Source organism: Rhodopirellula sp. P2 (genome assembly GCF_028768465.1).
Lineage (GTDB): Bacteria > Planctomycetota > Planctomycetia > Pirellulales > Pirellulaceae > Rhodopirellula.
Genome location: NZ_CP118225.1, coordinates 3,995,028 through 4,016,229, shown reverse-complemented (window position 1 = coordinate 4,016,229; position 21,202 = coordinate 3,995,028). Strand labels below are relative to the sequence as shown.

16 protein-coding genes are annotated in these 21,202 nt (G+C 57.0%); 6 read left to right on the top strand and 10 right to left on the bottom strand.

The genetic code is table 11. From position 1 onward, the window contains the following. Positions 1 to 74: 74 nt before the first annotated feature. The 6 genes from PSR62_RS14110 to smpB form a co-directional block, all read right to left on the bottom strand. Entirely contained in the window at positions 75 to 1,415 is a 1,341-nt protein-coding gene (locus tag PSR62_RS14110) for a FecR domain-containing protein (RefSeq protein ID WP_274403641.1), read from the bottom strand. Position 1,416: 1 nt separating this feature from the next. Beyond that, positions 1,417 to 1,962 (bottom strand): sigma-70 family RNA polymerase sigma factor, encoded by a 546-nt coding sequence (locus tag PSR62_RS14105; protein ID WP_274403640.1) that lies wholly within the window; start codon positions 1,960 to 1,962, stop codon positions 1,417 to 1,419. A gap of 130 nt (positions 1,963 to 2,092) precedes the next feature. Next, on the bottom strand, positions 2,093 to 3,442 hold the full coding sequence (locus PSR62_RS14100) for a right-handed parallel beta-helix repeat-containing protein (RefSeq protein WP_274403639.1): 1,350 nt from the start codon (positions 3,440 to 3,442) through the stop codon (positions 2,093 to 2,095). A gap of 117 nt (positions 3,443 to 3,559) precedes the next feature. Continuing rightward, positions 3,560 to 4,927, bottom strand: coding sequence for an ABC transporter permease (locus PSR62_RS14095; RefSeq protein WP_274403638.1), 1,368 nt, complete (start codon positions 4,925 to 4,927; stop codon positions 3,560 to 3,562). After that, complete coding sequence (locus PSR62_RS14090; protein ID WP_274403637.1) at positions 4,924 to 5,607, bottom strand: ABC transporter ATP-binding protein; 684 nt, start codon at positions 5,605 to 5,607, stop codon at positions 4,924 to 4,926. Before PSR62_RS14090 ends, PSR62_RS14095 begins: the two co-directional genes overlap by 4 nt. Before the next feature lie 151 nt (positions 5,608 to 5,758). Then, positions 5,759 to 6,391 (bottom strand): SsrA-binding protein SmpB, encoded by a 633-nt coding sequence (gene smpB, locus PSR62_RS14085; protein WP_338020077.1) that lies wholly within the window; start codon positions 6,389 to 6,391, stop codon positions 5,759 to 5,761. Between the two features lie 90 nt (positions 6,392 to 6,481). Between smpB and lipA the strand changes: the two genes are divergently transcribed. Further along, the gene (lipA, locus tag PSR62_RS14080) at positions 6,482 to 7,432 is read left to right on the top strand and encodes a lipoyl synthase (protein WP_274403635.1); all 951 of its coding nucleotides are present in this window, start codon (positions 6,482 to 6,484) and stop codon (positions 7,430 to 7,432) included. A gap of 170 nt (positions 7,433 to 7,602) precedes the next feature. On the opposite strand, the gene PSR62_RS14075 is transcribed toward lipA, so the two are convergent. Together PSR62_RS14075 and PSR62_RS14070 are read right to left on the bottom strand one after the other, a co-directional pair. After that, positions 7,603 to 9,204: an aspartate:alanine exchanger family transporter gene (locus PSR62_RS14075; protein WP_274403634.1), complete on the bottom strand. Its 1,602-nt coding sequence runs from the start codon at positions 9,202 to 9,204 to the stop codon at positions 7,603 to 7,605. A 448-nt stretch (positions 9,205 to 9,652) separates the two neighbouring features. Next, a complete protein-coding gene (locus PSR62_RS14070) occupies positions 9,653 to 10,753 on the bottom strand; it encodes an acyl-CoA desaturase (RefSeq protein ID WP_274403633.1) in 1,101 nt (366 codons plus the stop codon). Between the two features lie 276 nt (positions 10,754 to 11,029). Between PSR62_RS14070 and epmA the strand changes: the two genes are divergently transcribed. The 4 genes from epmA (at position 11,030) to PSR62_RS14050 (ending at position 16,261) form a co-directional block, all read left to right on the top strand. Continuing rightward, positions 11,030 to 12,013 carry an EF-P lysine aminoacylase EpmA gene (epmA, locus tag PSR62_RS14065; protein WP_274408233.1) on the top strand — a complete coding sequence of 328 codons (984 nt, stop codon included), beginning with the start codon at positions 11,030 to 11,032 and terminating at the stop codon, positions 12,011 to 12,013. Between the two features lie 9 nt (positions 12,014 to 12,022). Next, complete coding sequence (locus tag PSR62_RS14060; RefSeq protein WP_274403632.1) at positions 12,023 to 13,276, top strand: aquaporin; 1,254 nt, start codon at positions 12,023 to 12,025, stop codon at positions 13,274 to 13,276. A gap of 125 nt (positions 13,277 to 13,401) precedes the next feature. Continuing rightward, the gene (locus PSR62_RS14055; RefSeq protein ID WP_274403631.1) at positions 13,402 to 15,006 is read left to right on the top strand and encodes a sulfatase family protein; all 1,605 of its coding nucleotides are present in this window, start codon (positions 13,402 to 13,404) and stop codon (positions 15,004 to 15,006) included. Positions 15,007 to 15,100: 94 nt separating this feature from the next. Then, the gene (locus PSR62_RS14050) at positions 15,101 to 16,261 is read left to right on the top strand and encodes a hypothetical protein (RefSeq protein WP_274403630.1); all 1,161 of its coding nucleotides are present in this window, start codon (positions 15,101 to 15,103) and stop codon (positions 16,259 to 16,261) included. Between the two features lie 297 nt (positions 16,262 to 16,558). Here PSR62_RS14050 and PSR62_RS14045 read toward each other — a convergent pair whose 3' ends face one another. Both PSR62_RS14045 and rnc read right to left on the bottom strand, forming a co-directional pair. Beyond that, entirely contained in the window at positions 16,559 to 17,518 is a 960-nt protein-coding gene (locus tag PSR62_RS14045) for a DMT family transporter (RefSeq protein ID WP_274403629.1), read from the bottom strand. 170 nt (positions 17,519 to 17,688) lie between these two features. Beyond that, on the bottom strand, positions 17,689 to 18,573 hold the full coding sequence (rnc, locus tag PSR62_RS14040) for a ribonuclease III (protein ID WP_274403628.1): 885 nt from the start codon (positions 18,571 to 18,573) through the stop codon (positions 17,689 to 17,691). A 346-nt stretch (positions 18,574 to 18,919) separates the two neighbouring features. On the opposite strand from rnc, the gene PSR62_RS14035 reads away from it, so the two are divergent. Beyond that, a complete protein-coding gene (locus tag PSR62_RS14035; RefSeq protein WP_274403627.1) occupies positions 18,920 to 21,145 on the top strand; it encodes a M20/M25/M40 family metallo-hydrolase in 2,226 nt (741 codons plus the stop codon). Positions 21,146 to 21,202: the final 57 nt, after the last annotated feature.

Sequence of the window (21,202 nt, the reverse complement as noted above, 5' to 3'; positions counted from 1 at the left end):
GATGAATCTCAGGCGGTGAAGGTGGAGGGGACACCAGAGGATGGTGGGGACGCGGGGAGGCAGATCTCAATCGCTCAGTCCAAAGTGAACTCCAGAAGCGGGCCGGAGACCTCGGGGTGAGCATCGTTGGCAAACGCGTGGACCAAACCGCGGTCGGTGCCTTCGACCAAGCCCGATTCACGCACCAGAACAAAGGTCACCCGTCCGTCCGTGTCGTTTCGCAGGAACTGCAGCAACGCATCGGACTGGATGCCAAACGTTCCCGTTTGTTGACTGCGAGGAATGTCAAATTTGCCAAGCAAAATGCCATCGGTGATGTCGGGAGCGTCTTCCCAACTCGGGTCGTCGCCCCAAGTCTCCTTGGATCGATGGGTCACACCATAGATCGCGAAGGTGTTGAGTTTTGGCAATCGCGAGGCGAATCCCTTGCCACTGGGAACTTGGTTCAGACGCAGGCGTGCAGTTGAGACCGAGTTCAAGTCAACCGAATCGATGCTCATCGAAAACATCGCTCGCATGTCCCATTTGCGACTGTCCGCTCGTTTGACCATCAGCATCTCAGGATGGATCCACTTGCCGCGGCGATTGTTGCGAATGACATAGTCGGATTGCCCTTCCGTACCGACCCGAATCACACGTGGGCGATCAGCGTTGGATTGGTCGTATTCTTGTTCGGGCGAGGTCGCCGATTGCGTCGACAACGCGCTGTCGGAAAGCGAAGCGAATTGCTCATCGAACAAGTGGACTTCTTTTCCACTGGCCGGATGATGAACCGAGATCTCGCCTTGCAGCACTTCAAAGTCCGATGTCTGCGACGACTCTTGCACCGAAACGGCGAACTGAGTTCCGTGATCGATCGCAAATCCGCCGGGTGTTTCCACGACAAATCCATGCGCGGATTCGGGGACATCAATCACGGCCGCCCCATCAACCATTCGGACTCGCATGGCATCCAACAATTCAAAGTGGGCAGGGGCCTCGAACGTGATCCTGGCTCCCGACTCAAACTCAACGGTCGCAATGCCCGCCATCAACTTCATGTTTCCGGCAACCAACTTGGATCCGACGGTGGTGGGCAACGCACTTTCCCATGCCGCGTTTTCACTGGTGCTGAGCGTGGCAATGGGAGAGGGCGATTGCGAACCGGTCGTGAACAAAAAGGCGAGCAACAACGAGGCAGCCATCGCACACCAACCCACCAACCAAATGTTTCGATTGGTGGTTGAACCTCGAACGACCGGCGGTTCCATCGAACGCTGAATGGCCAGATCACGCAGTCCCGCATCCGTGGCCGCGGCGATGGCAAACTCTTTCCGCAATTTTGAGTCGCTCGCGAGCAGCTGTTCCAGATCAGCCACTTGTGAATCCGAAAGCGTTCCCAACAGGTATTGCTGTATCAACAGAGAAGGGTCCATGTCAGTTCGCCTCCATTTGCAAACGTTGCTGAACGCAATCGGCAAGCTTTTGCCGGAGTCGCCCCAGCAACTTGTAAAACGCGTTGACGGTTTTGCCGCCGTTTTCCGCGAGTTGCGTGATTTGACCGCCGCTTTGGTACGGTGCCATCAACAATTCCTGGTGTGGCGGAGGGAACTTGGTCAGGCACTCTTGCAGTGCCGAACGAATCTCCACCACTCGCTCAGTTTCGATGGCTTCCGCTTCGTCCGCGATTTGTTTCAACACCTCATCGCTGAGCAACCGTCCGTCACGTCGCAATCCAGTGACAGCACTGAGGCATTTAAAACGCAAGATGACCTTCGCCCAGGGAAGAAATCCGTCCTCGCCATCCAACTGAGAGAACTTTTGCCACATCGTGACACTGGCTTCTTGGATCGCATCATCGACCGCGTTCCAATTGGGAAGCATCGACCGCGCAAACGCTCGCAAGGCAAGTTCATGCTTGACGAAGAGACGCATGAAATCGCTCTCCGTCAGCGGTTGCGGCGGGACTTGGGATGGGGACATGACTACCTATTTGAGTCACTGGAGCAACCTGCCGCAAATTCAGACGAATTTTGCGAAACAGATCGTTTCGGGGAGAATTTGTCCTGAAAACAGGCCCCGGACGGAGCCCCACCAGAAGTCCGGCGACGAATCAGTCCGTTTGCATCCCTTCACAGTCTCGCAACTGAATCGGGGAATCGCCGCCGCGGACGATGTTGTTTCGGATCACGCAATCCGCACATTCCACCGCCAAAATCGCGGGCAGCGAGTCATCTGAAAACACCCCGCCTTGAACGAGGATGCCCTGACACCGGGTGAGCTCCAACACCGCGGGACGATCGTTGACACCTCGAATCACATTGGCGGAAAGAACGCAGTCACGGCAATCGGTCAGCTGAACACCATGCTTGGCAACGGTGTTTCGCCCCAGATGGTAGCGAGGATTCCGGTCCATGGCGTTGGACGCCAACGTCACCGCTTCGCAATTTTCCAGCACAACGTTGCTTTGGAATCCCTTCCAAATGGTGTTGCCGGTGACCGTCGCACTGCGCAGGTGCCGCAGGTGAACGTTGACTTGAGTGTCAGAGAGGATGTTGCCGCTGATCGTGATGTTGCCATGCCGACGTTCCTCCGTGCCGTTGACCTGCTGGCTGTGCAAATCGATCCGGATGTTGGCAGAGTCTTTGCCTTGATGGGTGTGCTGGATCGTGCAACCGGTGATCGCCACTTCTCCGATTGATCCCGACCCACTGGTCAACCAAACATTGGCGGAAGAAGCGGCGTCGGCGGACCCCATGTTGCCTTCGATGTCGCAACCAGTGATGTGCAAGTTACGAACGTTGCCATCATGCGAAGCAATTCCGCCACCGGCATTGTAGCTGATGTGACTTCCCGTGACGTTGATTTGATGCAGGTTGACCGCATCCAGAAACAGTCCAACGCCGGAGTTCTCGTAGAGATGGCAATCACTGACGATCACGTTGCGATTGCGATCCACCAAATGAATCGCATGTCGCGACTTTCGAATCGTCAGGTTGTGAAGCGTGGGCTGCATCGTTCCCGACAGTTCGACGCCGTCAGCTTGCGGATGCTCACCGACAATCTCCAAGTCTGAAATGATCACGGCATTCTGCTGATTCCAAATGTCGTCTGTCACAGTCGAAGGGTCCGCCGTTCCAGCATGAGTCCCCATGACCTGGATCGCTGGGCCAGGTCCCGCCATCACGATCCGACTGCGTCCCTCGCCTTGGAATGCGATCGCACCCGTGCTCTTCAGATCGACGCGAAGCGGACGGGTGATCCGGTACGTTCCCACCGGAAGTTGCACGTCGCGTTCGGCATCAATCCATTGCTGAATCGCAGCGGTGTCGTCGGCAACACCATCCCCGACCGGTTCAGCAGCAAGGGCGAACGGCAACATCGCAAATGTGCCAACGGAAAACGCCGTGATCGACGCGAAGAACAGGGAGCAAGTGACTCGGCGGGGGGGACGGCAATTCATGGTGGTCCATTCTCAAGGTGGGAGGTAGGACCGGCCAGTTTAGCATTCTCCAACAAGCCGATTGTCGCCCATCGACTCCGGCGTAGGAGACAGGCTCAGGATCGTCGAACAAATGGGCTAGGCCGACAGGTTCGTGCCCACGTCCGTGCGGTAGGCGGACGCGGCCGGGACAATGCCAGCCAACAAACTCAATCCAATCACCAACGGCAACAGATAAAGCTCATACGTGCTCATCGAGAAAAAGCCAACCTGGACACCGGTGCGGGCCTCGATCAACGGACTGGCCGCGAGAATTCCCAGGTGAGCCAGCACCCAGCCGGCGATGCCACCGACGAGGGCAATGATCAAACTCTCAAACAAAATGATCCACGTCACATTGCCGCGGCGAGCCCCCAGGGCACGCATCACCGCGATGTCTCGTTTGCGGTCGTTCATCGAATTGTAAATCGCCACCAAAACTCCCACGGCAGCGACCACGCAAGTGATCAACGTGATGGCCAGCAAGGCTTGCATCAGCGGACCAACAATCATCGTCATCAGTTTGTTGATTTCGCCGATTGGCGTCGCAGCTTCCGCTCGCACGCTTTCCTTGATTCGGTTTTGAAGCATGGGAGCCATCATCAGGTTGCCATTGCGAACCAGGATCGACGTGACCTCCCGTTCAGGAATCGTCAGCAACAACGGTTCGTCCGGCCCAGCCGTCTCGGCTGATTCAGGAAGCACGATCACGGCATCATCCGGAATCGGTTTCGCGTGCCCTTCGAGCAAGTAAAAGCCTTCCAAGTTGACAAACGCGGCGCGGTCATTCGGCGTTCCAGTGGGATCCAACACCCCGACAATCAGGAACCCTTGCCCATGGCCTTTGCCTTCCGGATCGCCGTGCGTAGGGTTCATCACATCGCCGACACGCATTCCCATTTGTGCTGCAACGCGGGAACCCAACACGCATTCGAAGTAGCTGTTCTCTTCGTTGCGAAATTCAAAGTTGCGTCCCTCTTCGAAGGTGAACGGCTGATCGGCATCAGGGCCGTGTTTCAACAACTCAAAGAAGTCGGGTGTGGTACCAACAACTCGAAATTCACCGAAGTAATCTCCCAGCGCGAGCGGGATCGCATAGCCATCGGTCATGAACCCAGAGTACACCCCGTCACGTTCCCCCAGAGCCGGATCTCCCCCGAAAGTGCGAACCATCTCAGCTCGCTTCTCCTTCGGATAAAACTCCATGTACTCGGTGTAGGGAAGGTTCTCAATCGGTTGACTGAGGTAGTAGACCGCATTGAGCGTCAGTTGCAGCGTGCTGCCTTTGGGACCAACGACCAGGTTGTATCCCACTGACGCGTTGCGTACGAACGCTTCACTGATGATGCCGTAAACCGACATCACCAGAACCACCAAACCGACGCCCAACGTCAGCGACAAGGTGGTCAAGAAACTCGACAAAGCACGGTAGCGAAAGTTTCGCCAAGCGATGAACAACAGGCTCATGATCCGGCCCCCAAGGGTGAAAAGGCTCGGTTGATGTCTTCCAGTTTGTCAACGCGCTGAAAACGCTGGGCCACATCCATGCTGTGCGTGACCATCAACAATGAGATCTCCTCGTCACGACACGAATCGATGATCAAGTTCAACACCGTGTCGGCACTGGCCGGGTCCACATTCGCGGTGGGCTCATCGGCCAACAACAGTTTGGGACGACCAGCGAGAGCCCGAGCGATCGCGACTCGCTGCTGTTGCCCCACCGACAATTGATTCGGACGATAGTTCGCTCGATCAGAAAGGCCGACTCGATCGAGCAAGTCCGACGCTCGGGCGGCATCAACGCTTCCGCTTCCGAACGACATTCCCAACTTGACGTTCTCCAGTGCCGAGAAGGCAGGCAACAGGTTGAACGTTTGGAAGACGTAGCCAATCGTTCCCGCTCGAAACCGATCGCGGCCCTGCTCACTCAGTCGGGTGAGTTCCAAGTTGTTGATGCGGATGGAACCGGAGGTCGCTGACAACATCCCTGCAATGAGGTGCAACAACGTGGTTTTGCCGCCACCGCTTTGACCGATCAAGGCGACTTGTTCGCCGACCGCGATGTTGAACTGGGGCACATCCAGCACCGTCAGTTCGCCTCCACCAGGTTGATCGAATCGTTTGATCAGATTTTCAATCGCTAGCATGTCGCTGGAATGATTGGGGGATAGGTGCTTCGTGAGCCACAAGCCGCGCACGATTCTGAAAAGAGCCGCGGTGAACGCCGTTCGGCTCATTCAACTTGGCTCGGATTATTTACGCCGCATGGCTCAGACTATTTACGCCGCATGGCTCAAACTATTTACGCCGCATGGCTCTTTGCAGCCCACGGTCGGTCTCACGTTTCTTGATCGTTTCGCGTTTGTCGTGAATTTTCTTCCCTTTGACCAATCCCATCACACACTTGGCCAAGCCTCGTTCGCTGAAATACACCCGCAGCGGGATCAGGGTCAGTCCTCGTTCAAACGCGCGTCCCGCGAATTTCTCGAATTCTTTGGCGTGCACCAGCAACTTGCGAGGACGGCGGGGATCATGGTTCCACATTCCCGCGTTGTTGTAATGAGCGATGTCCGAACCGACCAACCAGAGTTCCCCGTTGGTGGCGCGAATGTGCGCTTCATCGAGGGAAAGTTTGCCTTCTCGCATGGATTTGACTTCGCTGCCCATCAGCATCATGCCGCACTCGACGCTGTCGAGAATCTCGTAGCGGAACTTCGCTTTGCGGTTTTCAGCGACCGGTGTGATGTTCGGTTGATTCTTTTTCGCGTTTTTGCTTTTTCCCTTCCCTGACTTCTTACCGGCCGCTTTTTTTGCGCCAGCCTCGGTCAAGGTGGGCTGCTTTTTACTTTTGTTCTTTGACATGGCCGTGATTGTATCGGGATCGCACAAAAGCAGCATGGGGCGACCATTTTCGATTTCCACCCGGCCCACTACAATGACAGGCCTCTACACTGATTCAGGGTCGGCTTGGGTTACGGACGCTTCCGCGGAACGGTTCGGTCCCCCGTCGACCATTGATTTTTGATTTTTTGCCTTTCATCCGGACAGACGCCGATGGCTTTTCGATTGCCAGTTGTCGCCGAACCAGAAATGCCTGCGGGCACCGACGTCAGCTCGACGGGACGGTTGCCTCGCTGGCTCAAACGTCCCATCCCAAAATCCAACTCGAATCACCTGACCGATTCGCTGATGGAGGAGTACGGGTTGGAAACCGTTTGCGACAACGCCAAGTGCCCCAACCGGATGGAATGTTACAGCCAGCAGACGGCGACATTCATGGTGCTGGGCAATGTCTGCACACGGCCCTGTGGATTCTGTGCCGTCAGCCGAGGGCGTCCACCGGCGGCCCCCGCCGTCGATGAACCGGAACGAATCGCGAAAGCAGCGGAGCGTTTGGGACTGAAACACGTCGTCATCACCAGCGTCACCCGAGATGACCTGCCCGACGGCGGTGCCGACCACTTCCACAACTGCGTCATCGCTGTTCGCGAACGCACCGGAGCGACCACGGAAGTCTTGACGCCTGACTTTGTGCATTGCAAAGAAGCCTTGGCTCGCGTGATCGAAGCCAAGCCCACCGTGTTCAATCACAACATGGAAACCGTGCCACGCCTGTATCGTCGTGTTCGCGGACCCAAGAGCGACTACGCGTGGACGCTGCAAATGATGCGGGAAGTCAAACGCTACGACGCCGAAGTCAAAACCAAAAGTGGCTTGATGTTGGGATTGGGCGAAGAACGAGGCGAATTGTTGGACGCACTGTCCGATCTTCGCGAACACGACGTCGACTTCTTGACCCTGGGGCAGTATCTGCAACCGGGCGACAAGTACCTGCCCGTGGTTCGCTACGTGCCGCCCGAAGAATTCGATGAACTGGCCGACATTGCGAAGTCGATGGGATTCAAGAAGGTCGCCAGCGGCCCCTTCGTGCGTAGCAGCTACCACGCACGTGACATGGCTGAGACGGAGTGATCCGTCAGACGGCCTGACGCGTTCTTTCGCATCACTTTTCCTCGTGTTCCTAGTGGGCACGACAGTGGCAGATCAGCTCGCGAGTGCCTGCTCGCCTGATGGGGCACTCGCTCAGACGAGGCCAGACAACGCACTCCCAAAACAGCCAGGCTGATTGGACGATCGCCTCATCAGCCGATCAGATCGACCAACCAAGGTGCCGCGACCGTGATCAAAACCAAGGCCACGGGGTACGCCGCAACGTAGCTGGTTGCCGGTTGACTGGAATCCGTCGCCCCAGTCAGCACGGCCAATCCCGGCGTGGATGTCATGCCTCCACAAGTCGCACCAAGCGATTGCCAAAGCGTTCGCCCGCCAAAATACCGGGACCCGGCAAAGCCCACCAGCAATGGGATGATGGCGATGGCCGCTGCAGCCACACACAGCAAAACGCCGCGTTCCATCAGCACTTCGACCACGTTGGCTCCCGCGTTCAATCCCGCATCCGCGAGGAACAACGCCAAACCACCTTCGGTCATCAACAACATTGCGGCGGGAGGGTACGAACCGCGAATGGGCCCGAGTCGCCGGAAGTGTCCTAGAATCAGTCCCACCATCAAGGGACCGCCAGCGATTCCCAACGACATCGAGAACTCGCCGATTCGCAGTGACAAGTTGCCGACAAAAATCCCGAGCACAATGCCGGCGACCAAAGACAAGAGATCGGTTTCGTTCACCGTTCGAGGTCGATGCCCAACAGCGGTCGCGATTTTCGCCAGTGCATCCGGTTCTCCCACGGCGACCAACCCATCCCCAAACTCAATTCGAGTTCGTGACGATGGAACGAATTCAACGTCGTGACGTTGGACACGAACGATGGTCACGCCGTACTTCGATCGCAGACGCAACTCTTTCAGCGTGCGACCATAAATCTCCGGTGAGGTGACAACGACATATCGGCGTTCGCGATCCGCATCAACCACGGGATCCGCCGTGTCTTGCAGCTCACCCAATGTTTCCGACACCCGACGGATCTCCAACGAACCGCCAACCAACATGACTTCATCGCCAATTTCAAATTTGTAATTGGGAGGCGTGGGACGCCATCGGCCTTCACGTTGAACACGCGACATCTGGCAAGGTGAATCCGCAAACGCGGCGATATCGCTGGGACGTTTCCCCGCCACCACTGGATTCGCGATTCGCACCACACGTCGCCCAATGCTGCTCGACTCAGCGATTTCAGCAGTGGAAGGTTCCGAAGAATCCGAATTGGAACTGTTTTCCTCGTCATTTGTCTTGGCGAACAGTTTGATCGCGATCTGCACAAACAGAACCACAGCGATGATGCCAATGGGATACGCCACACCAAAACCGACCGCGACAGCTGCCGGATCTTCGGATGATTGAGTGATCGCACCCAGGGCAGGGGTGCTGGTCATTGCACCAGCCATCAAACCGCCAGCCAGCTCCGCCGGGAGGTCCAACAACCGTGCGCAGACCCAAGTCACTGCGACTCCGGTCAGCACAATCACGGATCCGGTGATCGCCATGGCTCGGCCATGAGACGCGAGCCCTCGAAAAAAGGTCGGTCCCGCGGAAATGCCGACGCAATACACAAAGAGGGCCAATCCCAAGGTGCCGAAGCCGGTTGGAATGCTCCAGCCAAAATGCCCGGCGAGCAACGCAACAAACAAAATCGCAGACGTGCCCAGCGAAATGCCGCGAAACGACACTCGGCCAATCAGCAGGCCCAACGCAATCACACAAAGGAGAACGAGAATCGGGTTCATGGTCTCCGAAGCCCCAAGGAAAGAAACTGCCGGACGATACGAGGGTCTGGGCGATTTCACAACCTGGGTTTGGCTCCTCGGATCAGGCTTCGTCAGCTAGGTCGTCTTCCGAGACGCTGTGTCCTGTCGCGGGCGGTCAGAACGGGACTCGTGCCCCCTTGGTCAGCTCGCTTTTTCGGCCATGGATGACGAAACATCCAAGCCAACACCAAGACTGATCAGGGCGCGGTGGCCCCACCAACAAACTGGCGTGCTACCTGCCTCCAATCCGTTGACGGGGTGCCACGTCGCCCGCCCCGACATTGGGATCCGCTCCGGGCTTTCCGTTTTTCTGTGGCAAAGGCATCGTCCGCGCATGAAAACAGCCGGCCTCGCGAGAGACCGGCTGCTTGTCGTTTTGTATCAAGCCCCGAATAGACCAGACCGAGGCTCTGAGGACGCAGGAGCGTTAGGCTGCGGCAGCCTTCTTCGCGTCGCGAGCTTTCTTTTCAGCAACGGTGCGATAATCGACCACATCCCAGACCAAGCCCACCGCGCGAAGCAGTTTGATGGCTTGCCAAGTGATGTCGAATTCCCACCACTTGTGACCGTGCTTGGCCATCCGTGGGTAAGCGTGGTGGTTGTTGTGCCAGCCTTCGCCGTAAGCCACGATCGCGACCAACCAGTTGTTGCGGCTGTCGTCAGTGGTTTCGTAGTTCTTGTAGCCCCAGATGTGGGAAGCACTGTTGACCATCCAAGTCGCGTGCAACACAGCGACCAAGCGGACAAACATACCCCAGACCAACATCGAGATCCCGAGATCCCAGCCACCGAACGCGTAGCCGATACCGAGCAGGGCAAACGAAGCGACAATGTGGATGGGCAAGAACAACAGGTCAAACGCCCGCATGGCTGGGTCTTTGTACAAATCCGGCACCCAACGAGTCAGGTAAGCGTCACGGTCACCGTTGTGGGTGTGGAATGCGAGCCAGAAAATGTGACTCCAGATGCCACCATCGCGAGGCGAGTGTGGGTCGCCTTCGAGGTCACTGTGAGCGTGGTGTTTGCGGTGATCGGCAACCCAATCCAAAGGCGAGCCTTCGCCTGCAAAACAACCGATCCCAGCGAAAAGGTAACGCACCCAGTTGTAGGTTTTCATGCCGGTATGCGTCAGCAACCGGTGGTAACCAAGACAAATGCCAAGGCTGCCAGCAACCCAGTGAAGCACCAAGGCGGTGATCAAAGCGGTCCAAGTGAAAGTGAAAGGTGCGGCCAAACAGACAATATGTGCCATGGCCAACCAACCGACAGCCCACCAACTGATGTTGGAAGCGCGAACGCGGTCGGCTTTCGTCGGCTTCGCCAAATCTCGCTTTTTGGCGGCCTTTTGAGCGACGAGCGACGAGAAACCGTCGGCGTCTTCGGCTCGAGGTTGGTCCAAACGCAACTTGCCGCCTGTTTCAGGCGATTCCAGCGTGGTGGATTCGGGTGCGTGGGAGGTGGTTTGCTCAGCGTTGCCCTTGCTCTTGGCAGGGGCCCGGTTCTTGGTTGGTTCAACAACGGTCGACATCAGAGAACGATCCTGGTCTCGTGGTGCGTTAAATAAGTCGTGAGACGCAGCCTAAAAATGACCAACGTCTCGTTTCCGCCGGAAGAATAGCAACGCAAAGCCGTTTCGACGTCACCCCTGATGTAAAAGCGTGTAACGGTTATGTAATTGTTCTTTCGATGCCCGTATTCTGAGGAAAACAGCTCGATCGAGAGGGCAAGAACACTCATTTTGAGCAATCTCGAAAGCCTGTTTTCTGTTTTCACCGCTCTCCAACCTGCTCATCTGCTGTCCTCGATGCCCGATCCGCCATTGATTCCCACGTTCGCGGACCGCCTGCAGCAGAGATCCGATCTCCTTCGCGACCTCCGCCGATTCTTCGACGCCCGAGGCTTCGCCGAAGTCCAGCCACCGTGTTTGAGTCGCGACTGCGTGGTCGACGCATTCTTGGATCCGATTGAGGTGGACGGGGCACAAGTCGGACTGGTTGGCGGATCGGATTCCCCCGCGACGTTTTACCTGCAAACGTCACCTGAATCGGCCATGAAACGAATGCTGGCCGAGGGTGCTCCTTCGATCTACGCCATCACACCGGTGTTTCGAAAAGGTGAAACAGGATCACGGCACAACGTTGAGTTCTCGATGTTGGAATGGTACGAAGTTGGCGGCGATGCGGCGTCGGCGATCGAGCTGCTGGGTTGCCTGGCGGTCGAAACACTGAACACGCGTCCCTACCGAACGATCACCTACCGCGAGGCTTTTCAACAACATCTCGGATTCGATCCGATTGAGATCGCAGTCAGAGATCTGCAGGACCAAGTCGCTCAAATGGACGCAACGCTGGCCCGCTCCATTGGGCTGGATCGCGACGCTTTGCTGGACGTTTTGTTGAGCGAACGGATCGAACCCGAACTCGCCAATGACACGCCGACCATTCTGACTCGGTACCCTGTGACACAAGCCGCGCTCGCCAAACCCTGCCAGGATGACCCGCAGTGCGCGGAACGCTTTGAACTGTTCTACCGAGGCGTTGAGCTGGCCAATGGCTACGACGAACTGCTGGACGCAGACGAGCTTCGAAAACGCTACGAACTCAGCAACCAAATTCGCGTCGCCCACGGACGCCAAGCCCTGACCGTCGAAACAACGTTGCTGCAAGCCATGCGTCGGGGCTTGCCACCATGCAGCGGCGTGGCGCTCGGAGTCGACCGATTGCTAATGCTGCGTGTCGATGCCCATCACATCGAAGACGTCATTCCCCTTCCCACCACCCGAGCTTGATTGCCCGCGATGCAGCTTTCCTTACTCCGGCGATCAGTCTGCGAAGTCATCCGCACATACTGCTTGGTGTTGATTGGGTGCGGGGCCATGGTGGTCGACAATCAAACTGGCCTGCTGACTCATGTGGGGGTGGCCACCGTTTGGGGGTTGATCGTGATGACGATGATCTACTCGATCGGAGATTTATCGGGGGCTCACAGGAACCCGGCTCGTAGCCTGGGTCCCGCTGTGATGTCCAACCATTACAATCTGCTCTGGTTGTATTTGACCGCGCCCATCGTGGGTGCGATCGCGGGTGGATGGTTGTACCGATTCGTGCGAGGCGATGACGAATCGGACAGAGAGGAATGTGTCATGGTCAAGAAGGTTTCCGCCGTTGTTTTGTTTGCGTTCATCCTTGGTGCTGGCGGGAGTGCCGCTGTGGCGGAGGACGTCGATTCGCTGCTGCGTCCCAACGATCGCATCGCCATCATTGGGGGCACGTTCGTCGAACGCATGCAACCGCGAGACCAACTGGAAGCAGAACTGCAGACGCAGCGTCCCGACTGGAAGCTCTCCCTTCGCAACCTCGGTTGGTCGGGCGACACCGTCTCCGCCATCGCTCGCAAGCGTTTTGACAACATCGAAGCGGGCCGCGCCAGACGTTTGGCGGACATTGAGGCAGCCAACCCGACGGTCGCACTGATTTGGTACGGACAATCGGAAGCGGGGCAGTTCGAGGAAAATGCAGCTCGATACCAAGCGGACCTGTTGAGTTTGGTCGCCCAACTGAAGAAGCAACAAATCCGCGTGGTCCTGCTGACTCCCGTCGCAATGCCTGGGGACCGACGCCCCCACTACCGAGCCGGCCTGGACGCCTTTGAGCAAATGCTGCGTGACGTCGCGCGAGCCCAATCACTGGCGTTGGTGGAACTGAACTGGAATCCCACGGATCAACAATTGGTAGACGATCGCATGTTGCCCAACGAGCTGGGTTACCGCGAGTTAGCCGTGCAATTGGGAGGAACCCTGCTGGGCGAATCCACCGAACCACGTGACTCCACGCGATCCAACCTAGCCGACGCGCCCGAACGCCGGTTGTTGCTGGAAGCGATTGCTCGAAAGAACGAGTTTTTCTTCCACCGCTACCGCCCTCAAAACGAAACCTATTTGTTCTTGTTTCGAAAACACGAACAAGGCAACAACGCGGTCGAGATCGAGCAGTTCGATCCGATCATCCAAGAAGCCGACCAAGCGATCTGGGACGCGGCCCAGCCCCAGTAACCGGCCAAACTGCCACGCACCGCGCAGATTTGGAGTTGAGACTTGGCGGTGCCGGGGGCCGTCGAGGCCGAGTCATGGAGAACATCTCCGTTCAACCACGAAGCGATCCCCGAGATTCGATTACAATGGCGGCCTTCCCCACATCCCGCCCCTCAGAATTGTTGAACATGCGCACCGCACTTTCACAAGCCCACCCGTTTCTCGCTGCGTTGCTCTGCGTGGCCTTGACCGGAACCGTTGCCCGGGCCGCCGACCAGCTTCCACCCACTCCCGAGCGTGCTGGGATCAAGCCTCGCAACGTGGTTTTCATCCTGACCGATGACCATCGTTTCGACGCCATGGGTTGCGCCGGCCATCCGTTTCTCGAAACACCGCACCTCGATTCGATCGCGGCCAACGGAACGCATCTCAAAAATGCGTTTGTCACCACCAGTTTGTGCTCGCCCAGCCGCGCCTCGATTTTGACCGGCTTGTACACCCACAAGCACCGTGTGATCGATAACAACCGAGTGGTCCCCGAGGGCACGTTGTTCTTCCCTCAATACTTGCAACGTGCGGGATACGACACAGCCTTCGTGGGCAAATGGCACATGGGCGGGCACCACGATGACCCACGTCCCGGATTTGATCATTGGGTCAGCTTCCGAGGCCAGGGCAACTACTTGCCACCAGGTCCCAAGTACACCCTGAACGTCAACGGCGAACGGGTCAAGCAAAAGGGTTACATCACCGACGAATTGACAGACTACGCCGTCGATTGGTTGAAAGAGCGAGACGACGACAAACCATTTTTTCTTTACTTGTCTCACAAAGCCGTTCACTCGAACTTCACACCCGCCGAGCGCCATCAAGGACGCTACGCCGATGCTGACCTCAGTTTCCTGCCGACGGGAAAAGAGCTTTCCGCTGACAGAAACACACCGCGTTGGGTGAGGGACCAGAAAAACAGTTGGCACGGAATCGACTTTTCGTACCACAGCGACAAAGGGCTCGACTATCTCTATCGCCGCTATTGCGAATCAGTGCTTGCTGTGGATGACAGTGTTGGCCGAGTGTTGCAGCAACTCAAGGACATGGGAATCCACGACGACACGCTGGTCATTTACATGGGCGACAACGGATTCATGTGGGGCGAACACGGATTGATCGACAAACGGGTTTCCTACGAAGCATCCATTCGAGTACCGATGTTGATGCAGTGCCCCAACTTATTTGAAGGCGGCACGCCCATTGAAAACGTGATTGGAAACATCGACGTCGGGCCGACCGTGTTGCATGCTGCTGGGTTGCAAACACCGGATTACATGGACGGACAAAGCTTCCTTGACCTGCCTAACAATCGCGACGCCGATTGGCGGAAGTACTTTTTGTACGTGTACTACTGGGAAAAGAACTTCCCTCAAACGCCAACCCAATTTGCCTTGCGTGGGGATCGCTTCAAGTACATCACCTACTACGGATTGTGGGACACCGACGAACTCTATGACCTGCAAACCGATCCGGATGAACTGAACAACTTGATCCACGACCCGGACTACAAATCGGTTGCCAAGGAGATGGAAAACCAGCTCTACGAAATGCTGGGAGACGAAGGCGGCATGGACATCCCCATGAATCAACCTCGCGGGGGCTCCAACAACAAGCGTTGGGCTGAGCAGGGTGGAAACACCGCCGCTGATTTCCCAAGAGCGTTCGTGGTTGAGAAACCTCTCAACACCAACGCAAACTAAAGTTCTCCATATGGTGCCAGCCACCTTGATTTGACTTTGCTGCGGCGATGCATACGATGCTTTTGTCTTGTCAATCCCACTGGAGAGCAGAGCGATGCCGCGGCCTCAGCGAAGCGAACAGTTTGATCCCAGCGAAGTGGGGATCGTGCACGTGGTCCAGCGATGTGTGCGACGCGCCTTCCTTGCCGGTGTCGACCAGGCGACCGGCAAGGACTTCTCGTTCCGCAGGGAATGGATTCGCCGGCGGATGGAAGCTCTGGCTTCGGTGTTCGCGGTCGATGTGCTTTCGTACGCGGTGTTGAGCAATCACATGCATCAGATTCTCCGCAACCGACCGGATGTCTGTGCTCAATGGAGCGACGAGGAAGTTGCGATTCGCTGGCTGCGTGTGTTCCCCGGTCGACGCCTCGAAGAACACTTGGCCGAGCCGACTGAAAACGATGTGCAAATGCTGGTTCGCAACAAGGAGCGGCTGACTGAAATCCGTCGCCGCTTGTCAGACATCTCTTGGTACATGAGAGCCCTGGCCGAACCCATTGCCCGACTGGCGAACAAACAGGACGAGTGCACCGGCAGATTTTGGGAAGGTCGCTTCAAAGCACAGAAAATCGTCGACGAGGCAGGCTTGCTCGCCTGCAGCATGTACGTCGATCTGAATCCGGTCCGCGCAGCGCTGACGGCGACTCCCGAGACCAGCCCGCACACCAGTGCCTACGACCGGATCGAAGCTCGCAAGGGCGAACGAATCCCTTCGGCCGCCTTTGATCTGAAACCGATTCCGACGGAAGAAGCCGGACGAGAAATTCGAGAAACGCCGGTCGAAGTTCTTCAGGAAAAACGCAGGGCGAAGCGACGCAATCCAACCGGGAAACGGATCCGGCGAGACGAATGGTTGAGCCCTCTGACGTTGAGCGAAACCAAACTGTCCACCGAACCGCAAGTCCACACGAAAGGGCTCCGCAGCAGCGATCGCGGATTCTTGAACATCCGCTGGAGCGATTACAAACGGTTGCTGGACTGGACCGCGGCGCAACCGATTGCCTGCCGAGCGACTGAACTGCCCAAGCGTCTCGCCCAAACGCTTTCCGAAATCGGAATCGACGCTTCGATGTGGCGAGACTTGGTGTGGGACTGGCAGAAATACTTTGGCAAAACCAGCTGCATCGGTCGCCCTGAATCGCTGAAAGCGGATGCAGAACGAACCGGCCGCCATCACCACCGCGGCCAGGTCCAAGCCGCAGCCTGCTTTGCCTGAGCAGCAAGGTCAAAGCACGCGTCATCCTTCGCAGTGGTGCAAGGGGCGACGGAACAGTTGGGGACAACTGTTCTACTCTGCTGCGCTCCAACGCCCTCAATTGAGAGGCGGAGCCACTGAGCTCACGATTCTTCCCTGAAATTCGCGATGCCCCCGTGGGATTCACTCTCCATTCGCGACGCCTGCACTCTCGGAAAAGTGGCTGGCACCATATGAAACTCAGGTCCAAGGCTTCGTCCAAATCCACAAGGTGGCTGGCACCTTATGCCACAAAGTGGCTGGCACCAAATGGGAGGGTCATTTTTTGGCGACCAGGCTGACGCCGACAATCGCGATGGACATGCCCGCCAAGTGCTTCCAGGACGAAGGCTCGTCGAGAACCGCGACTGCGAGGAACATGGTCAAGACAGGACCAACGGAGCCGATCACGGTCGTCCGAGTCGCTCCGATCTTCAAGATCGCTTCGTTGATCATGAAGCTTGGGATCACTGTGCAAACAAACGCGAGCACCAGTCCATACACGTACACAATTGGCTGGGCGTCGAAAAAGTCGCCGATCGAATGCGTGCAGAGAAAATGAATCACGACGAAGAACGTCGACCCGATCATCGCGAGGCTGGTGAATTCGCGACTGCCAATCTTCTGCATCACCGGCTTGGCGAACAACACGTACAGTGAGTAGCTGAGTGCCGCACCAAACACCAAGAACACGCCCCAACCTGTGTTGCCGTCGGGCGTGAACGATCGCTCTTGCCCGTACATCAACCACACGCCGGCGTAGGACAGCCCAATCGCCATCAGAATCTTTGCATTGACCTGCTCGCCGAGAAACATCCACGCCAATGCAGCAACCATGGCTGGGTAAGTGAACAACGTCAATCGTTCGAGCTGGGCCGAGATGTATTCCAGCCCTGACAAGTCCAAGTAGGACGCCAGGTAGTACCCCAAGAACCCGAGCAGCAACGATCGGACCACAATTCGGATGGGGAAAGCAGCAGAACCCGTGCAAGCGGAGTGCGATCGACGTCGCCGAAGGAGCACGGCAAAGACAACAACATAGAACGGGAAAGCCAACACCATTCGAATCGCGAGCAACAAGGTTGCGTCGGCGCCGGCGGCAAAGGCAAGCTTGATAAAAATTGACTTCAACGCGAACAGAAAGGTCCCCACGATGGCCAGCGTCACTCCCCATGAAAATTGGACGGGGACCGAATCAGGTGAAGAGGCGAAATCGGAAGCGGTGGTGTCCGTGGTCACGGAACGGCTCAATCAAACGAATGGCGGGCAGTGTGGCGTCAGAGTCCCAACGCGGCCCAGAAGCCGCAACCCGTCAGCATGTCCCCACCTCTGACACGGAACTCATGCCCTCGGTTCATCTGAATCGTGGCGAGGCGAGACCAACCGACCGCTTCATTAAAATTGGCCCACTAGACCGGTGGTTGATCACTGTCGTAAGGCACCGAATTGCCGTGCAACTCCGCCAATGCATTGGCGGCGGCACGCTGCTCGGCGTCTTTTTTGTTGTTGCCCCACGCAGGAGCGAAACTGCGATCGTCCACCATCGCCCCCATCAAGAACATCTTGCGATGGTCCGGCCCTGTCTCGCGAATCAGCTTGTAGACTGGCGTCGCAGACAGTTCCCGCTGAGCGTATTGCTGCAGCACGGATTTGTGATTCCCGGACCCTTGCGTGTCGACGGCTAAGTTGACCTCATCGGCCAACCATTCTTTCAATCGATCGCGAACGATTTCGGGGCCACCGTCAATGTACAAAGCCGCGATGACAGCTTCGAAGACGTCGCTGACCAGTGATTTGGGGTAGCTGCGATTTCGGGTCACGCCACGGCCAACGATCAAACATTGATCCAGCCCAAGTTTACAGGCGGCTTTGCCACACGAACGACGACTGACGACAGCGGATTTAATCTTCGTCAGATCTCCTTCGCTGTATTCCGGGTATTCATTGAACAACCATTCGCAAACGGTCAGCCCAAGAACCGAGTCACCAAGAAATTCCAGTCGCTCATTGCTGGCCAATCGATTCGATGCCCCAGATGCGTGCGTCAAAGCCGACCGCAGCAGATCGAGGTCCTGAAAGTCGTAGCCCAGAATCTCCTGGCAACGCTGAATCTTTGCAAATGCATCCGCGTACGGTTCGTCGTCCGACGCGTCCACCAAGCGAATGGCTTGCGTTCCAAGTTGATCCGAAGAGGCAGAGAACTCGTTGGAGTTCGCCTGATTCGTTTCCAACGCCGATGGCGAGAGCGGTTCTCGTGACGGATCACGAGAAGATTTCGGTGACGAGGGTGACACGCGCAGGGAGACCTCAGAGAGTGGGATGGGGAAGAAACGACAGGGGTGTCAAATCTTCAGTCCCGCGCCGGTGACCGAAACAAGAGGCTGTCTCGGCCACCGGTGAGCGACTGGTGGGAGGGAACGAGCGCCAATGCAGCCACCGCATCTCCCTCTTCCGAACGCAAATTCTATCTGGAGAACAGTGGTTTTGGCAACGAGAATGCACGTTCGCTTCGAACTAAGTTTCGATCTGGCCCCGCAACTCGACCGGACCGACCGAACAAACAGCCGACTTCAACAGGTATAACGAGGTCCACCCCACACCTGCTCGCGAAACGATCTCAGTCACTACTTCTGGAAGCAAATGATGACGCGAAGGAACACGATTGGCACGCTTGGGAACCGAATCTCATTCGCTTTTCACCGCTTGGGAATCGCTCTGCTCACGCTCGGAATGGCGATTCCTTCCCTCAACGCAGAAGAGTTGACTCCAAAATCAGCCGCCAATCCAAACGCCACGCGGTCTCCGGCGGAGTCAGCCGAGTCACTGGCCAAGGACCTGAAGTACTTGACCAGCGAAGAACTGGCCGGGCGCAGCGCAGTGGGCCCCGAGATCCTGAAAGCGGCGGATTACATCGCCGAACGATATCGCGAAATCGGACTGGAAACTCGCCTGTATGGCGATTCCCCGATGCAACCGGTCGAAATGGCCACGGGATCGCAACCGACTTCGCCCGATGACAATCGCCTCCGCTGGTCCTCCCCTGGCACGGAATCGACCGAAATCGAACTGGAAAACCAATTCATGCCCCTGGCGATCGGCACCACCCAAGGTGACGTCGAAGCCGACATCGTTTGGGTGGGATACGGCATCCGCGCCGCCGAACTGGGATACGACGACTACGCAGCTTTCGAACAAGCCAGCGGCCAGCAAAACACCAAGAAGAAGGGTTCTGTCGAAGGCAAAATCGTGATGATGCTTCGCAAAGAGCCTGGTTTCGCGGACCCAAACAGCCCCTTCGATGGCGTGAAGAACACCCGCCATGCCTTCTTTGATACCAAAATTTCAACCGCGATCGACCAGGGCGCCGTGGGCGTGCTGCTTGTCAACGATCCGGTGAGCACTGAGCGCCTGGTGCAAGCGATCCACCAGCGCTATCGAGCCGAGGAAAAACGCCTCCAAGCGTTAACAGCTCAGCTCAACGCGTTGCCTGCTGAAGCCACCAATCTGCGGGCTGCACTGACCAAGCAACTCGATCGAGTCAACGAGATGCTGGGCAATCGTGAACGGGAAGTTGCGCAAGCCCAGTGGGGATTGCTCGGTGTCGCCGAAGCCGGAATGCGTCCCCTCAAGGGCAACGAAAAGTCCGCCGGCCCGCAGCCAGGCAAGTCATCGCGACGTCCCGCCATCCCCGTCGCCTCGATTTCGCGTGAAGCCGCCGATCGTTTGCTGAAACAAATGGCTTCCCTGCCATCGGCGAACAAGGACGGCGACTCCCGAGCGATCTTTGCGAAGGGTTTGACCACGGTCGAGCAAGCCATTGACGCGGACTACAAACCGAAAGGGATCGCATCCACAGGACTGCGTGGCCGCCTCCAGGTGGGTCTGACCCAAGCGACCGCGACCAGCCCCAATGTGCTGGGTGTGCTGGAAGGAAAAGGCAAACTGGCCGATGAAACCGTCGTGATCGGGGCTCACTATGACCACGTTGGGATGGGCGGCATGGGGTCGCTTGCCCCCGGAACCATCGAGATCCACAACGGCGCCGATGACAACGCCTCAGGCACTTCCACCATGTTGGCCGTCGCCGAACGTGTCGTTGAACAACTGAACCAGACGACCGCTCACCGACGAATCGTATTCATCGCCTTCACCGGCGAAGAACGTGGCTTGCTGGGTAGCAAACACTACTGTTCCCAGCCTCGGTTTCCGATCTCGAACACCGTCGCGATGCTGAACATGGACATGGTCGGTCGACTTCGCGACAACGAACTGACTGTCTATGGAACCGGAACTTCCGCTGGATTCGAAACACTGGTCCAGAACCTGAACAAGGACATGCAGCAAACATCGCGACCGTTCAAGCTCAATCTCGTCCCAACCGGGTACGGCCCCAGCGATCACGCCTCGTTTTACGAAGCTGGGGTCCCCGTGCTGTTCTTCTTCACAGGCCTGCACAGTGATTATCACCGTCCAAGTGATGATTTTGAGAAACTTAACCTGGATGGGATGACCCGCATAACCGATATCGTTTCTCAGGCCGCCAATCGTGTCGCCACGATGGACGAGCGCCCTCCGTACACGCAGACCAACAAAGACTTTCAGATTCGGCATCAGATGACGGTGGTTCTGGGCATCCAAATGGATCCCAATTCCAACGAAGTCGCCGAAGTGATGGATCCCAGTGCTGCCAAGGAAGGTGGCATCCAAGTGGGCGATCAGTTGATCAAAGCCGGAGACCGCACCATTCAAACCGTCAACGATCTACGGGAAGAACTTCGACCGAAGTCGCCCGGAGACTCGCTGCGACTGACAATCCAGCGTGATCAAGAACAGATGGAATTGAACGTGCGACTTCGGGCAAGATGAACAAGATAAGAAGCCAAGAAAATTGCCAAACTGCTGTTCAAACCGCCCCGATCCGCC

What these genes read in the sequence shown, in the direction of transcription:
- PSR62_RS14060 (WP_274403632.1), top strand. Translation starts at nt 12,023, where the DNA reads ATGCAGCTTTCCTTACTCCGGCGATCAGTCTGCGAAGTCATCCGCACA.
- PSR62_RS14055 (WP_274403631.1), top strand. Translation starts at nt 13,402, where the DNA reads ATGGCGGCCTTCCCCACATCCCGCCCCTCAGAATTGTTGAACATGCGC.
- PSR62_RS14090 (WP_274403637.1), bottom strand. Translation starts at nt 5,607, where the DNA reads ATGCTAGCGATTGAAAATCTGATCAAACGATTCGATCAACCTGGTGGA.
- PSR62_RS14095 (WP_274403638.1), bottom strand. Translation starts at nt 4,927, where the DNA reads ATGAGCCTGTTGTTCATCGCTTGGCGAAACTTTCGCTACCGTGCTTTG.
- PSR62_RS14105 (WP_274403640.1), bottom strand. Translation starts at nt 1,962, where the DNA reads ATGTCCCCATCCCAAGTCCCGCCGCAACCGCTGACGGAGAGCGATTTC.
- PSR62_RS14050 (WP_274403630.1), top strand. Translation starts at nt 15,101, where the DNA reads ATGCCGCGGCCTCAGCGAAGCGAACAGTTTGATCCCAGCGAAGTGGGG.
- PSR62_RS14070 (WP_274403633.1), bottom strand. Translation starts at nt 10,753, where the DNA reads ATGTCGACCGTTGTTGAACCAACCAAGAACCGGGCCCCTGCCAAGAGC.
- PSR62_RS14075 (WP_274403634.1), bottom strand. Translation starts at nt 9,204, where the DNA reads ATGAACCCGATTCTCGTTCTCCTTTGTGTGATTGCGTTGGGCCTGCTG.
- PSR62_RS14035 (WP_274403627.1), top strand. Translation starts at nt 18,920, where the DNA reads ATGATGACGCGAAGGAACACGATTGGCACGCTTGGGAACCGAATCTCA.
- PSR62_RS14110 (WP_274403641.1), bottom strand. Translation starts at nt 1,415, where the DNA reads ATGGACCCTTCTCTGTTGATACAGCAATACCTGTTGGGAACGCTTTCG.
- PSR62_RS14100 (WP_274403639.1), bottom strand. Translation starts at nt 3,442, where the DNA reads ATGAATTGCCGTCCCCCCCGCCGAGTCACTTGCTCCCTGTTCTTCGCG.
- epmA (WP_274408233.1), top strand. Translation starts at nt 11,030, where the DNA reads ATGCCCGATCCGCCATTGATTCCCACGTTCGCGGACCGCCTGCAGCAG.